The organism is Oceanithermus desulfurans, from assembly GCF_014201675.1.
GTDB classification, from domain to species: Bacteria; Deinococcota; Deinococci; order Deinococcales; family Marinithermaceae; genus Oceanithermus; species Oceanithermus desulfurans.
The window spans coordinates 151,509-165,141 of record NZ_JACHEZ010000003.1 but is presented as its reverse complement, the minus strand read 5'-3'; the positions used below and the strand labels follow the sequence as shown (position 1 = coordinate 165,141).

Here is a 13,633-nt window from a genome sequence, read left to right as displayed (position 1 = left end):
CATCTTTACCATGAACTACCTACCACGCACCACGTACCGTTTACCACGAACCGGTCAGACCATCACAGGTTCCTCGTACACCCCGTAGACCTCGCGCAGCACGTCCATCATCTCGCCCAGGGTGGCGTAGGCGAGGGCGGCCTCGACGAAGTGGGGCATGGTGTTCCGACCGGTCACGGCGGCCTGGCGCAGCCCCTCGAGCGCCGCCTGGACGCGCTCGGGGTCGCGCTCGCGGCGCACCCGCGCCAGCCGCTCGGCCTGGATGCGTTCGATCTCGGGGTCGATCTCCTGGATCGGCACCTCGATCTCCTTTTCGTCCTGGAAGGCGTTGACCCCCACGATGAGGCGCTCGCCCGACTCGACCTCCTGCTGGAAGCGGTAGGAGGCGTCGCCGATCTCGCGCAGGAAGTAGCCCTGCTCGATGCCGCGGATCACCCCGCCCATGCGCCGGATCTCCTCGATGTAGCGCATGGCCTCGGCCTCGATCTTGTCGGTCAACCATTCCACGTAGTAGCTGCCGGCGAGCGGGTCGATGGTGTGGGTCACCCCCGACTCGTAGGCGATGATCTGCTGTTGCCGGAGCGCCAGGGTGGCCGCCTCCTCGGTGGGTAGGGCCAGCGCCTCGTCGTAGGCGTCGGTGTGGAGGCTGTTGGTGCCGCCGAGGACCGCCGCTAGCGCCTGGATGGCCACCCGGGTGAGGTTGTTGAGCGGCTGCTGGGCGGTGAGGCTGACCCCGGCCGTCTGGGCGTGGGTGCGCAGCATCCAGCTGCGCGGGTCCTTGGCGCCGTAGCGTTCGCGCATCTGGGTGGCCCAGATGCGCCGGGCGGCGCGGAACTTGGCGATCTCCTCGAAGAAGTCGTTGTGAACGTCGAAGAAGAAGCTGATGCGGGGGGCGAAGGCGTCGATGTCCATGCCGCGCTCGAGCGCCTTTTCCACGTACTCGAAGCCGTCGGCCAGGGTGAAGGCCAGCTCCTGGACGGCGGTCGCCCCGGCTTCGCGGATGTGGTAGCCCGAGACCGAGATGAAGTTCCAGCGGGGCACGTTCTCAGGGCCCCACTCGAAGGTGTCGATCACCAGCTTGACGCTGGGCTCGGGCGGGAAGATGAACTCCTTTTGAGCGATGAACTCCTTGAGGATGTCATTCTGGATCGTGCCCCCGAGCTTGTTCCAGTCGAAGCCCTTCTTCTTGGCCAGCGCCAGGTACATGGCCCAGATGGCGTTGGCGGGGGAGTTGATCGTCATCGAGGTGGTGACCTCTTCCAGGTTGATGCCGTCGAAGAGGATCTCCATGTCGGCGAGGCTGGAGACGGCCACCCCGCACTTGCCTACCTCGCCGGCCGAGAGCGGATGGTCGGAGTCGTAGCCCATCAGCGTGGGCAGGTCGAAAGCGGTGGAGAGGCCCATCTGACCGGCGGCCAGCAGCTTCTTGAAGCGCTCGTTGGTCTGCTCGGCGGTGCCGAAGCCGGCGAACATGCGCATCGTCCACAGCTTGGAGCGGTACATCGAGCCGTAGACGCCGCGGGTGTAGGGGTACTCGCCGGGGTAGCCGAGTTTCTTGTCGTAGTCGAAGCCCTGGACGTCTTCGGGGGTGTAGATGGGGTCGGGGGCGATGTTCGAGAGCGTGCGGTGCGCGACCGGACGCTCGGGCACGCGTTCCGTGCTCTTTTCGTAGGTTTCGCGCATCCATGCGTGCTTAGGGCGCATCGGAGCCTCCTTGGGCCGTATTATAACGGTTCAATACGCGACCGGCGAAAAAACGTGAGACCCGCGGCTCGGGTGATAGCATCGTGGAAATGCGGACGCTGCGACTCGCCATCGTCATTGCTTTCGGGCTCTGGTCGGCCGTGCTGGCCCAGCCCAAGGTGGCCCTGATTCTCGGTGGGGGGGCGGCGCGCGGCATGGCCCACATCGGGGTGCTGCGGGCCCTGAACGAGGCCGGCGTGCCCGTCGACCTGATCGTCGGCACCTCGATGGGCTCGGTGATCGGCGCCATGTACGCCGCCGGCTACTCGACCGAGGTGCTCGAGGAGCTGGCCGTGCAGATCGACCCCGGCATGGTCGTGGGCTTTCACTTCCCCATCGACGGGGGGCTGCTCGACGCCTCGCCCCTGGAGACGGCGCTGGAGGTGCTCACGGAGGGGGCGCAGGTGGGGGCGACCCCCGTGCCCTACTACCTGGTCGCCTCCAACCTGCGCACCGGCGAAGCCCACCTCTTTACCTCGGGTTCGCTGGCGCGCGCGGTGCACGCTTCCATGGCCATGCCGGTGCTGATGGAGCCGGTGGAGGTGGACGGCGAATGGTACTACGACGGCGCCTACAAAGCGCCGGTGCCCGTGCGCATGGCGCGGGAGCTGGGCGCGGAGGTGGTGATCGTCGTCAACGTGACCCGCGAGGTGCCCTTCCAGCCCGAGAGCCTGATCGACAACGTCACCCAGCTGGTCATCGACATCATCCGCCGCAACAGCGAGGCGGACCTGGCTGCGGCCGACGCCATCGTGGACCCGGGGCTGGCGCTCGAGTCCTACATGTCCTTCGACAAGGCGCGCGCCTTCATCGGCAAGGGCTACGCGGCGACGCGGGCCCGCCTGCCCGAGATCTACCGCGTCCTCGAAGCGCACGGCATCCCGCTACGGCCGCCCGGCGACCCCAACCAAGGCCGCGCCATCAACCGCGGCTGGCGCGAGCGCCTCGAACGGGCCCGGGCCGCGGTGGAGCGTATGCCGCCGCGCTTCAGCGTGCTGCCGGTGGTGGGCCTCGCTCCCTCTTCGTACCTGAGCGGCCGCCACCCCGACGCTACTCCGTCGCTCAGCCTCTTCAAGCTGGGGGCGCGCGCCGGCGGCGGGCCGCTGCAGCGCGGCCACCTCGAGGCGTGGTACGCCACCAACCTCGAGGGGGCCGGGGGCGCGGTGGGGGTTTCGGCCGCCTGGAACCCGCGGCCCGACTGGTTGCTCGGGGTCGCGCTGGCGCGTGACGTCGGGGGGCGCTGGTCGGTGGAGCCCTCGCTCCGCTACGACGGCCTGCCCGGGGCCGAGGTCGGCCTGCGCCTGGACCCGATCCGCAGCCGGCTGCGGCTGGAGGCGGCGTGGCGCCGGCGCGGCGCCTACGCGCTCTCGGGCGGGTACACGCGGGGATGGGCGCCGGTCTTCGACGCGGTCGACCTCGACGCCCGCGTCCGCCGGCCGCTGGGACGGGGCCTGGAGCTGCGGGGGCGCGTCTACCTCGCCGCGACGGGGGCGGGCGCGCCGCAGGACGCCCTCTTCAGCCTGGGGGCGCGCAGCCTGCTGCGCGGTTACCCCTCCGACGCCTGGACCGCGCCGGCGGTGGGCGTGCTCAACCTCGAGCTGGCCTGGACGCCGCCGCACGGTTCGCCGGTGCTGGAGACCGCGCTGGTCAAGCCCAGCTTCTGGGGCTTCGTGGACGCGGGGGCGGCCCCCGCCCGCTTCCCGGGCGCGGCCGTGGGGCTGGGCGTGGGCGCCGGCGTGGAGGCCCAGCTCTTTGGCTTCCTGCCGGTGCAGGGGGGCTTCGACCTCGCCTACGGCCTGCGCGGGGGAGGGTGGGGGCTGGGGTTCCGGGGCCGTCTGTGGCCCTAGGTTCCGTTCAGGAAGGCCTGGCGCACCGCGGCCTCGGAGCGCAGGGGCTCGAGCTGATAGGCGACGTAGCCAAGCAGGGCGGCGAGCAGCGGCCGCCAGGCCGCGGCTTCCAGCCGGGCCATGGCCTCGCGCCCGGGGCGGCGCAGCAGCACGGTCAGGAGCTCCGCGCCCCCTTCGCCCAGCGGCAGCGCCGGGCTTTTGGCGCAGGCCGCGCAGGCGAGCGCGCCCTCCAGCTCCAGCCGGGTCGGGGGGTGGCCGCAGCGGCTGGCGAGGCCCGGCTCCAGGCCGCCCGCCGCGAGCATGCGCCAGCCGGCCCAGACGAGCGGCAGCGCCGGTTGGTCGTGGCGGGCGACGCCCCGCAGGCCGCTGGTGAAGACCGGCCAGAGGGCGGGGGCCACCTCGGGGGCGGCCAGCCGGTAGGCGAGCTCCCCCAGGTAGGCGGCCGCGGCGTAGCGTCCGGGTTCGGAGAGGCGCTCGAGCCGCCCCACCAGCTCGGCCTGGGTGAGGATGGCCAGCTCGCGGTCGGGTTTGTGGTAGGCCTGAAAGCGCACGTGGTGGAAGAGCATCAGCCGGCCGCTGCGCCCGCCGGGGCGCTGGGCCTTGCGCGCTACCGCGTCGAGCGCCCCCTCGGGACCCACGAAGCGCAGCAGCACGTCGCCGCCGGGCAGCGGTCTGCGGCCGACGATGACGCCCTCGTGGGTGCGGTAGCGCTCCACCCCTCCATGTTAGGTTAAGGCGTGCCCGAACTGGACGCCGCGCCCACCCTCGACCAGATCGTGACGACGGCGCGCGCCGGCCTCGCCTGGACCCTCTCCGCGGCCGCCCGCGCACGCATGCAGGCGAGCCGTGACGTGGTGGAGCGGGCGTTGGCCTCGGGGGCCGTCGTCTACGGGGTGACGACCGGCTTCGGCAAGTTCGCGCGGGTGCGCATCGAGCCCGCGGCGGTGCGCGAGCTGCAGCGCAACCTGCTGCTCTCGCACGCGATCGGGGTGGGCGAGCCCTTTCCCGCCGAGGTGGTGCGGGCGATGATGCTGCTGCGCGCCGCCTCGCTGGCCCGCGGTTACTCGGGAGTGCGCCCGCTCGTGGTCCAGCGCCTGCTCGCGCTCCTGGCCGCGGGGGCGCATCCGGTCGTCCCCTCGCAGGGATCGGTCGGCGCCTCGGGCGACCTGGCGCCGCTGGCGCACATGGCGCTGCCGCTGATCGGCGAGGGCGAGGTCGAGCTCGCGGGCGAGGTGCTCCCCGGGGCGGAGGCGCTGGCCCGTTTGGGGCTCGAGCCGCTGGTCCTCGAGGCCAAGGAGGGGCTGGCGCTCGTCAACGGCACCCAGGCGATGAGCGCGGTGCTCGTGCTGCTCCTCCACGACGCCCGGGTGCTGGCGCGCACCGCCGACGTGGCCGCGGCGATGAGCGTCGAGGCGCTGAAGGCCAGCCACCGCCCCTTCGACGCCTGGGTCACGCGGCTTCGGCCCCACGCCGGGGCCGAGGCCGTAGCCGCGAACCTGCGGCGGCTGCTCGCAGACTCGCAGATCGCCGCCTCGCACGCCGACTGCGACAAGGTGCAGGACGCCTACTCGCTGCGGGCGGTGCCGCAGGTGCACGGGGCCAGCCGCGACGCGCTGGCCTACCTGGAACGGGCGCTTTTGGTGGAGGTGGCGAGCGTGACCGACAACCCGCTCGTCGTGCCCGAGACCGGCGAGGTGATCAGCGCCGGCAACTTTCACGGCCAGCCGCTGGCGCTGCCCGCCGACGCCGTCGCCGTGGCCCTGGCGGAGCTGGCCGACGTCGCCGAACGGCGCGTGGAGCAGATGCTCAACCCCGCGCTCTCGGGGCTCCCGGCCTTCCTGGCCGAGCGCGGGGGGCTGCACTCGGGCCTGATGATCAGCCAGTACACCGCCGCCAGCCTGGTGAGCGAGAACAAGGTGCTGGCGCACCCGGCCTCGGTCGACTCGATCCCCACGAGCGCCAACCAGGAGGACCACGTCTCCATGGGTACGACGGCGGCCCGGCAGGCGCGCATGATCTACGAGAACGCGCTGTGGGTGCTGGCCATCGAGCTGGCCTCGGCGGCGCAGGCGCTCGACTTCCACCGGCCGCTCGAGCCCGGCCGGGGGGTGCGCGCCGCCTACGCGCGCATCCGCGCCGAGGTGCCCCACCTGGACCGCGACCGCTACCTCAAGCCCGAGCTGGCTCGGCTGCGCGAGCTGATCCGTAGCGGCGAGCTGCTGCGCGTCGTCGAGGCCGCGGTGGGCCCGCTCGCCTAGCCCTGCCCCTGAGTGTGCTAGACTAAACGTGGATGAATGCCTTGGACCGTTACACCCTGGAGGACCTGCTCGAGTGGATCGTGATCGGGCTGCTGATCGTCGTGGGCGTCCTGGTGGCGCTCTGGCTCGCCGGCTGGGTCATGGTCTTCCTTGGCAAGCTCTTCCTGGCCGTCGCCGCGCTGATCGTCGCGCTGCTGAAGTTCCTGATTCCCGCGCTCATCATCGCAGGGGTGCTCTACCTGATCCTGCGCGCCCTTTCCAAACCCCAAACCGCTGCGTGACCGACGCCCCGACGCTCCCGCCCCAGCGGCCGCGCCTGCGCGGCGGGCTTTTTCTATGAACGACGAACTGCGCAAGCGCATCCAGCGCCGGCTCGCCGGCGAACGGGGGACGATCTTCAAGGACGCCCCCTTCCGCGTCACCGTGGCCTACCCCAACACCTACGCGGTGGCCATGGCCTCGCTGGGCTTCCAGACCGTCTACCGCCTTTTCAACGCCGAGCCCGACTTCGCCGCCGAGCGTGCCTTCCTCGAAGATGCCGAGCTGGCCCCGCCGGGGCGGCTCGTCACCTACGAGTCGGGGCGCTACGCCGGCGACGCCCACGTCTTCGGCATCTCCGTGGCCTTCGAGCTCGACCTGGTCAACGTGGTGCGGCTGCTGAGGGCCGCGGGGCTCGAGCCGCTGCGCGAGGAACGCCACGACCGCGACCCCCTCGTCCTCGTCGGGGGGCCGCTGACCAGCTCCAACCCTTGGCCGCTCGCCCCCTTCGCCGACGCGATCCTGATCGGCGACGGCGAGGAGACCGTGCCCCGGCTGGCCGAGGCCTACCGCCAGGCGGAGAGCAAGGCCGAGTTCCTGGACCTGATCGAGGGGATGCCCGGGGTCTTCCTCCCGGACCGCGACGAACGCGAGCCCCACTGGGCCACCGCCCCCCTCGACGTGCTTCCCGTCTACTCCCAGATCGTCGCCGAACAGTCCGAGTTCCCCGGCGTCTTCCTGGTCGAGGCCGAGCGCGGCTGCCCGCGGCCCTGCACCTTCTGCCTGGCGCGGACGATGTACGGACCCACCCGCAACGTCCCCGCCGAACGGGTGCTCGAGGTTGTGCCCGAGGGGGTGGTCAAGGTGGGGCTGGTGGGGGCGGCGCTCTCCGACTACCCCCACATCAAGCGGGTGGGGCGGACGCTGCTGGAGCGCGGCATCAAGCTGTCGGTCTCGAGCATCCGCGCCGACCGGGTGGACCCCGAGCTCGCCAGCATCCTGAGGGAGGGCGGCCTGCGCACCTTCACCATCGCCTCCGACGGTCCCAGCCAGCGGCTGCGCGACCTCCTCAAGAAGCAGATCAGCGAGGACCACCTGCTGCGCGCCGCCGAGATCGCCCGCGATCTGGGCTTCAAGGGGTACAAGCTCTACCAGATGATCGGCCTCCCTACCGAGACCGACGACGACATTTCCGAGATGATCGCGTTCACCCGCCGAATCGCCGAGATCACCCCGGTGGCGCTGGGCATCTCGCCCTTCGTCCCCAAGCGCCACACCCCCCACTGGGGCGACCGCTTCGCCGGCATCAAGACGATCGAAGCCCGGCTCAAGCGCATCCAAAAGGAACTGCGCAGGCTGCGCCCGCGCGTCGAGGTGCGCTCCACCAGCGCCAAGTGGGCCTGGATCGAGGCGGTGATCGCCCGCGGCGGCCCCGAGGTGGGCCTGGCGGCCTTGCGCCTCGAGGACGGCGAGTCCTTCGCCGGGTGGAAGCGCGCCCTCGCCGAGGTGGGCTGGCACGACCCGCTCACGCTGCCCGAACCCGAGGGCGCTTCCTTGCCGCTCGTGCTGGGGTAGGCGGTGTACGCGGAGGCGGTTCGCTGGCTTTCCTCGCAGCGGCGCGCCGGCCGCGAACGCGGCGCGGGTCGCCTCGCCGCCGCGTGGGCGCGCATGGGCGGCGCACTCCCCGGGACCCGCTTCGTGCACGTCGTGGGGACGAACGGCAAGGGCAGCGTGGCCGCCTACCTGGAGCAGGGCTTCCTCGCCGCCGGCGTGCGCACCGGGGCGTTCACCAGCCCCCACCTCGTCGATCCGCGCGAGCGGGTAAGGGTGGACGGCGCCCCGGTGAGCCCCAAGGTGCTCGTGCGCTTCGTGGCGCGCGCCCGCGCGCTCGACCTCGAAGACCCCCCGGCCTTCTTCGAGTGGATGCTCGCCTTCGCCCTCGAGCGCTTCGCGGCGGAGGGGGTGGCCTGGGCGGCGCTGGAGGCCGGGGTGGGGGGCGCGAGCGACGCCACGGCCTTTGCCGCGGAGGGCGTGGCCCTGACCGTGCTCACCAACGTGGGCGAAGACCACCTGGCGAGCTTCGGCTCGCTCGAGGCGCTGGCGCGGGACAAGGCGGGGGCGGTGCTTCCGGGCCTGCCCGTCGTCACCGCGGCCCGCGGCCGGGCGCGGGCGATCCTGCGCGAGGTCGCCCGCGACCGTGGTGCGCCGCTTTTCGTCTACGATCCCGGGAATCCGCTCTTCGCCCTCCCGGTCCCGCCGGCCCTCGGCGGCGCCTTCCAGCGCGTGAACGCGGCGCTGGCCGCGGCGGCGCTGCGGCTTCTGGGATTCGAGGAGGGGGCGGTGCAATCGGCGCTGGAGCGCGCCCGGCTGCCGGGGCGGTTCGACCGCCGGATTTTCCGCGGTAGGCCCGTCCTGCTCGACGGCGCCCACAACCCGCCCGCGGCGCGGGCGCTGGCCGCCGAGCTGCCCGGGCGCTACCGCCTCGTCTTCGGCGCCCAGCCGCACAAGGCGGCGGATGCGATGCTCGAGCTTCTGGCGGCGCGGGCGGACGGCGTCGTGCTCACTTGGCCGCTGCCCGCGGCCCGGGGAGGCCACCCCTACGAACCCGACCCCCTCGCCGCCCTGGCGCGCGCGGCGGAGACGGCAGGCCCGGGCGAGCCCGTGGTGGTCACGGGCTCGCTCTACCTGGTCGGCCGCCTACTCGGCTCGGGCCTCCTTGAGTAGGTTCCCCTTTTCGTCGAGGAACCGCACCTTGGCCGGTTTCCCCTGGATCCGCAGCAGCAGGTAGGGGCTGGTGATCGCCTGGGTGACCAGGCTGCCCGGCTTGGGTTGGATCAGCTTCAGCTGCACCACGAGCACGTCGTCCTTCAAGCTGACGCGGAGCACCTTGATGGCGTAGCCGCCGGTCGGCTTGGTGCCCCAGAAGAAGGCGACCACGCTGTCGCGCCGGAAGTCGATCGCAGGGGGCGCCGGCTGGGGAACCCGGCGGCCCGCGGCCAGCGGCCAGACCTTTTGCCGGAAGGTTTTCTCGGTCACGGCCAGGACCGCGTAGGGCTGGGTGTCCGCGTAGGCGCTGAAGGGGCCCTTGTCCAGGACCTCCCAGGCGGGGGCAGGCGGGGTGACGGGACCCAAGACGAACTCCTTTGGAACGCCGTATTGCACGGCGAGGCTGACCTTGCGGTAGCTCCGGGGCTTGGGATCGAAGCGGTAGTCGGGGTAGACGGCGTCGCTGAGCTGGTAGACGACGAGCGGACGGTTGCCCGAACGGGCCAGGGCCTCGTCCAGGAGCACCTTGGCCTCCTCGCGCTCGAGCCCCTTGAGTACGGGATAGGACGGTACGCCGTCACTGCGGAGGCGTTCGCCGGCCTTGAGCTTCCCGGCGAGGCGGAACCAGGTGCCGTCGTAGAGCCAGACCCCCTCCAGGTCCACCCGCGATTCGACGACGTAGTCGAATCCGGGCAGGGCCTCCACGGTCTGGGCCGGAAGGCGCAGCGGCGGAAGGACCTCGCGCAGGTTGGGCTGGCCGTCCACCCACAGGGCGCCGGGGACCGCCCAGATGTGCTCGCGGGCGGGGGCGGGCTCGAGCGTGATCGGCCTCCCGTCGAGGTAGACCGTCTGCGGATCGCCGAAGAAGTAGGTCCAGCGTTCGGACGCCTCGGGGGTGAGCCATTCGATCTCGGTCACGCTGTAGCGCGGGCCGGTTTCCACCAGCACCGGCACGCAGGCGCTCAGCCCCAGGGCGAGCAGTCCCAGCGACAGTTTCCAGAGCTTCATACGCACAGTCTAAAGTACCTTTCTTATTCCCGCATTAGGTCGGATGAACGCCGCCTTAACGCGAGGTCCGCGGGTCGAGGGCGTCGCGCAGGCCGTCGCCCAGGAGGTTGAACCCCAGCACCGCGATCATGATGGCCACGCCGGGGAAGAGGCTGATCCAGGGCGCCCGGGTGAAGTAGAGGAAGCCCTTGGAGATCATCAGCCCCCATTCGGGCTGCGGCGGCTGTGCGCCCAGCCCCAGGAAGCCCAGGCCCGCCGCGTCCAGGATCGCCGTCGCGATCGAGAGGGTGGCCTGGACGATCAGAGGCGAGAGCCCGTTGGGGAGGATGTGGCGGAAGATGATGCGTGCCCGCCCGGCGCCCAGCCCCTCGGCGGCGGCGACGAAGTCCTGCTCCTTGAGCGAGAGCACCACGCTGCGGGTGAGGCGCGCGTAGATGGGGATCTGGACGATCCCCACCGCGATCATCGCGTTGGATATTCCGGGACCGATGACGGCCACGATGGCGATCGCGAGCAGGATCGACGGGAACGAGAGCATGATGTCGACGAGCCAGCTGATCAGCATGTCGGTGCGGCCGCCGAAGTAGCCGGCGAGCAGCCCCAGAAAGGTGCCGGCGACGACGGCGATGCCCACGGCGAAGACCCCCACCCGGAGGGAGATGCGGGAGCCGTGGACGACGCGGGTGAAGATGTCGCGCCCCAGCTCGTCGGTGCCCATGATGTGCTCGGCCGAGGGCGGCTTGAGGCGTTCGCGCAGGTTGCGGTCCTTGGTGGCGTCGTAGGGCATGATCAGCGGGGCGAGCAGCGCCAGCAGGACGAAGAACCCCACGATCAAGAGACCGGCCTTGCCGGAGCTCGAGCGCATGAAGCGCCGCCAGGCCTGCTGGGTCGGCGTGCGCATGTAGGCTTCGGAGGTTGCCATGGCGTCTCCTAGCGGTACTGGATCCGCGGGTCGAAGAACCCGTAGGAAAGGTCGACGAGGGCGTTGATGATGACGTAGACGGTGGCGATGAAGAGCGTGCCGCCCTGCACGATCGGGTAATCGCGCGCCCCGATCCCGTCGTAGAGCCACTTGCCGATACCGGGCCAGTTGAAGATCGTCTCGGTCAGGATCGCGCCCGTGAGCAGCGTACCGAACATCAACCCGATCACCGTGATGACCGGCAGCATGGCGTTGCGCAGGGCGTGCTTCCAGATCACGACCCGCTCGGCCAGCCCCTTCGATCGGGCGGTGCGGATGTAGTCCTGGTTCATCACCTCCAGCATCGCCCCGCGCATCATGCGGGCGATGACCGCGGTGGGGATGCTGCCGAGCGCCAGCGCCGGCAGGACGAGGTGCTTGAGGGCGTTGCCGGTTGCGGCCAGGTTGCCGGTGATCAGGCCGTCGATGACGTAGAAGCCGGTGACGGGGTTGAGGTGCATCCCCACGTCGAGCCGTCCCGAGGGCGGCAGCCAGTGCAGGTTCACGGCGAAGAGGTAGATCAGCAGCAGACCCAGCCAGAAGATCGGCATCGAGATGCCCACCAGCGCCGCGGTCATCACGCTCAGGTCGAGCCAGCTGTTCTTGCGCACCGCGGCCATGATGCCGGCTGGAATCGCCAGCAACAGGGCGATCAGCATCGCCCCCACCGAAAGCTCGAAGGTCGCCGGGAAGCGGGCCCGCAGCTCGGTGGCCACGTCCACCTTGGTGAAGATCGACTCGCCCAGGTCGCCGTGCAGGATGCGCGTGATGAAGGTAAAGTACTGGCTTTCAAAAAGCGCGGCGGGAGATTTCTTCTCCACGGCCGCTTCGAAGTTGAAAAAGAGGGGTTTGTCGAGGTTGAGTTGTCTTCTGAGTTTTTCGAGCGATTCGGGCGTTGCGCGCTCCCCCAGCATGACGACCGCGGGATCGCCGGGGATCATGTGGATGAAGGTGAAGACGAGCAGGCTGACGCCGAAGAGAACGGGGATAAGGCTCAAAAAACGGCGGATGGCGTAGGCGGTCACGGAGCCTCCAAAGGGAAGGGGGCGCGGCCGCGGCCGCGCCCCGGTGAGGTTGCGTTACTTGACGGTGACCAGGTTGAGGTTCTCGGAGCTGCCCAGGGGGCTCGGCACCCAGCCCGACACGCCCTTACGCACCGCGTGCAGCGGGTTGTTGTGGGCCACGGGGATGGAGAGCGTCAGCTCGTGCACCATCCGCTGCACCTTGGCGTAGAGCTCCTTGCGGGTCGCCATGTCGGGCGCGGTGCGCGCCTCGACGAGCATCTGCCCGATCTCTTCGCAGGCGGCGCTCTCACAGCCGAGGTTGGTCTTGATCGAGGTGGGGCCGAAGAAGGTGAACAGGTAGTTGTCGGGGTCGGGGTAGTCGGGGCTCCAGCCCAGCATGTACATGGGGAACTTGCCCTGGTCGTAGTCCGACAGGTAGGTGCCCCAGTCCTCGGTCTTGAGGGTGGCCTTGATGCCCACGTCGGCCAGGTAGGTGGCGATCGTCTCGGCGATCGGCTGCGGGGCGGGGAAGTAGGGGCGGCTCACCGGCATGTACCAGATCTCGGTCTCGAAGCCGTTCGGGTAGCCCGCTTCGGCCAGCAGCTTCTTGGCCAGATCGGGGTTGTAGGTGTAGGCGGGGATGTTGCCGTCGCGACCCCACATCGCCGGCGGCACGAACTCGGTCGCCCGTTCGCCCAGACCGGCGTAGAAGGCGTCGACGATCGCGTCCCAGTCCACCGCGGCGGCGATGGCCTTGCGTACCCGGATATCGTCGAGCGGCTTGTTCTTCTGGTGGAAGGCCAGGTAACCGATGTTCAGGCCCTTCTGGACCACGGCCTCGAGGTTGGGGTCGGCGTCGATGGTGACCTTGTCCTCGGGCGAGAGGTTGTTGGCGATGTGGATGGCGCCCGCCTTCAGCTCGGCGAGGCGCGAGGCCGGTTCGGGGATGCCGCGGAAGACGAGGGTGTCCACCCTGGCCTTCTCGCCCCAGTAGGCGTCGTTGCGCTTCAGCACGACCTTGTCGCCGATCACCCACTTGTCGAACTTGAAGGGGCCGGTGCCGACGGCGCCCACTTCAGGGGTCCCGTACTTCTCGGGGTTGGCCATCACGGCCTTGGGCGAGTCGATGCCGAAGTAGCTGGCACCGAGCATGTTGGGGAAGAAGCCCACCGAGTCGGTCAGGTAGAACTTGACGGTGTACTCGTCCACGACCTCCACGCGGTCGATGATCGAGCCGTCGCCCTTGAAGCCGCCGAAGACCCAGGTGAAGGGGACGAACTGCTTGTTCCCGCGGTACTTGTTGTTCGGGTCGTTCCAGCGGTCGATGTTGAACTTCACGGCCTCCGCGTTGAAGGGGGTGCCGTCGTGGAACTTGACGCCCTGGCGCAGTTTGAAGGTCCACTCCTTGGCGTTGTTGCTGGCTTCCCAGGAAAGCGCCAGACCGGGGATCGGGTCGACGGTGCCGGGTTTGAAGGCCACCAGCGTCTCGGTGATCTGGTAGGCCACCCGGAGCGAGTTCCCGTCCTGCGCGTCGGAGGAATCCAGGGTCTTGGGCAGGTCGCTCTGGCCGTAAATCAGGGTCTGCGCCGAAGCCACACCGAACGCAAGGCTAAGGGCCAAGAGTCCTATGATCCATCGCTTCATATGCTGCTCCTTTCGTCCGCGGCGTGCGCGGCTGTAAATTCGCTACAGTGCAAGTATACTCAACTTTCTCACCCGGATAAAGCGCGCCGGCTGCGCCAGGGCCGGAAGGCCGTATAAAGGACCGCCGCCCCGAAAGGCGGCGGT

11 protein-coding genes are annotated in these 13,633 nt (G+C 70.1%); 5 read left to right on the top strand and 6 right to left on the bottom strand.

Annotated features, from left to right (window positions below):
* Positions 1-54 precede the first annotated feature (54 nt).
* Entirely contained in the window at positions 55-1,704 is a 1,650-nt protein-coding gene (locus HNQ05_RS04940) for an acyl-CoA mutase large subunit family protein (RefSeq protein ID WP_147146723.1), read from the bottom strand.
* A gap of 89 nt (positions 1,705-1,793) precedes the next feature.
* Between HNQ05_RS04940 and HNQ05_RS04935 the strand changes: the two genes are divergently transcribed.
* Complete coding sequence (locus HNQ05_RS04935; protein ID WP_147146724.1) at positions 1,794-3,590, top strand: patatin-like phospholipase family protein; 1,797 nt, start codon at positions 1,794-1,796, stop codon at positions 3,588-3,590.
* On the opposite strand, the gene recO is transcribed toward HNQ05_RS04935, so the two are convergent.
* A complete protein-coding gene (recO, locus tag HNQ05_RS04930; RefSeq protein ID WP_147146726.1) occupies positions 3,587-4,306 on the bottom strand; it encodes a DNA repair protein RecO in 720 nt (239 codons plus the stop codon). The genes HNQ05_RS04935 and recO overlap by 4 nt on opposite strands.
* A 21-nt stretch (positions 4,307-4,327) precedes the next feature.
* On the opposite strand from recO, the gene hutH reads away from it, so the two are divergent.
* From hutH to HNQ05_RS04910, 4 genes are read left to right on the top strand one after another with little or no spacing between them, the layout of a single operon-like run.
* Entirely contained in the window at positions 4,328-5,848 is a 1,521-nt protein-coding gene (hutH, locus tag HNQ05_RS04925; RefSeq protein ID WP_147146728.1) for a histidine ammonia-lyase, read from the top strand.
* 32 nt (positions 5,849-5,880) lie between these two features.
* Entirely contained in the window at positions 5,881-6,129 is a 249-nt protein-coding gene (locus tag HNQ05_RS04920; protein WP_183677630.1) for a DUF502 domain-containing protein, read from the top strand.
* Between the two features lie 55 nt (positions 6,130-6,184).
* Positions 6,185-7,681 carry a B12-binding domain-containing radical SAM protein gene (locus tag HNQ05_RS04915; protein ID WP_147146730.1) on the top strand — a complete coding sequence of 499 codons (1,497 nt, stop codon included), beginning with the start codon at positions 6,185-6,187 and terminating at the stop codon, positions 7,679-7,681.
* Positions 7,682-7,684: 3 nt separating this feature from the next.
* A complete protein-coding gene (locus HNQ05_RS04910) occupies positions 7,685-8,830 on the top strand; it encodes a bifunctional folylpolyglutamate synthase/dihydrofolate synthase (protein ID WP_246104104.1) in 1,146 nt (381 codons plus the stop codon).
* Here the strand turns inward: HNQ05_RS04910 and HNQ05_RS04905 are convergent.
* The 4 genes from HNQ05_RS04905 to HNQ05_RS04890 are packed head-to-tail and all read right to left on the bottom strand — an operon-like array spanning position 8,804 to position 13,489.
* Positions 8,804-9,880 (bottom strand): protease complex subunit PrcB family protein, encoded by a 1,077-nt coding sequence (locus tag HNQ05_RS04905; RefSeq protein ID WP_147146731.1) that lies wholly within the window; start codon positions 9,878-9,880, stop codon positions 8,804-8,806. The two genes, HNQ05_RS04910 and HNQ05_RS04905, sit on opposite strands and share 27 nt — an antisense overlap.
* Before the next feature lie 55 nt (positions 9,881-9,935).
* A complete protein-coding gene (locus HNQ05_RS04900; protein WP_041554591.1) occupies positions 9,936-10,781 on the bottom strand; it encodes an ABC transporter permease in 846 nt (281 codons plus the stop codon).
* A gap of 29 nt (positions 10,782-10,810) precedes the next feature.
* Complete coding sequence (locus tag HNQ05_RS04895; protein WP_147146733.1) at positions 10,811-11,866, bottom strand: ABC transporter permease; 1,056 nt, start codon at positions 11,864-11,866, stop codon at positions 10,811-10,813.
* A 54-nt stretch (positions 11,867-11,920) separates the two neighbouring features.
* Positions 11,921-13,489 (bottom strand): ABC transporter substrate-binding protein, encoded by a 1,569-nt coding sequence (locus HNQ05_RS04890; protein WP_147146735.1) that lies wholly within the window; start codon positions 13,487-13,489, stop codon positions 11,921-11,923.
* Positions 13,490-13,633 lie beyond the last annotated feature (144 nt).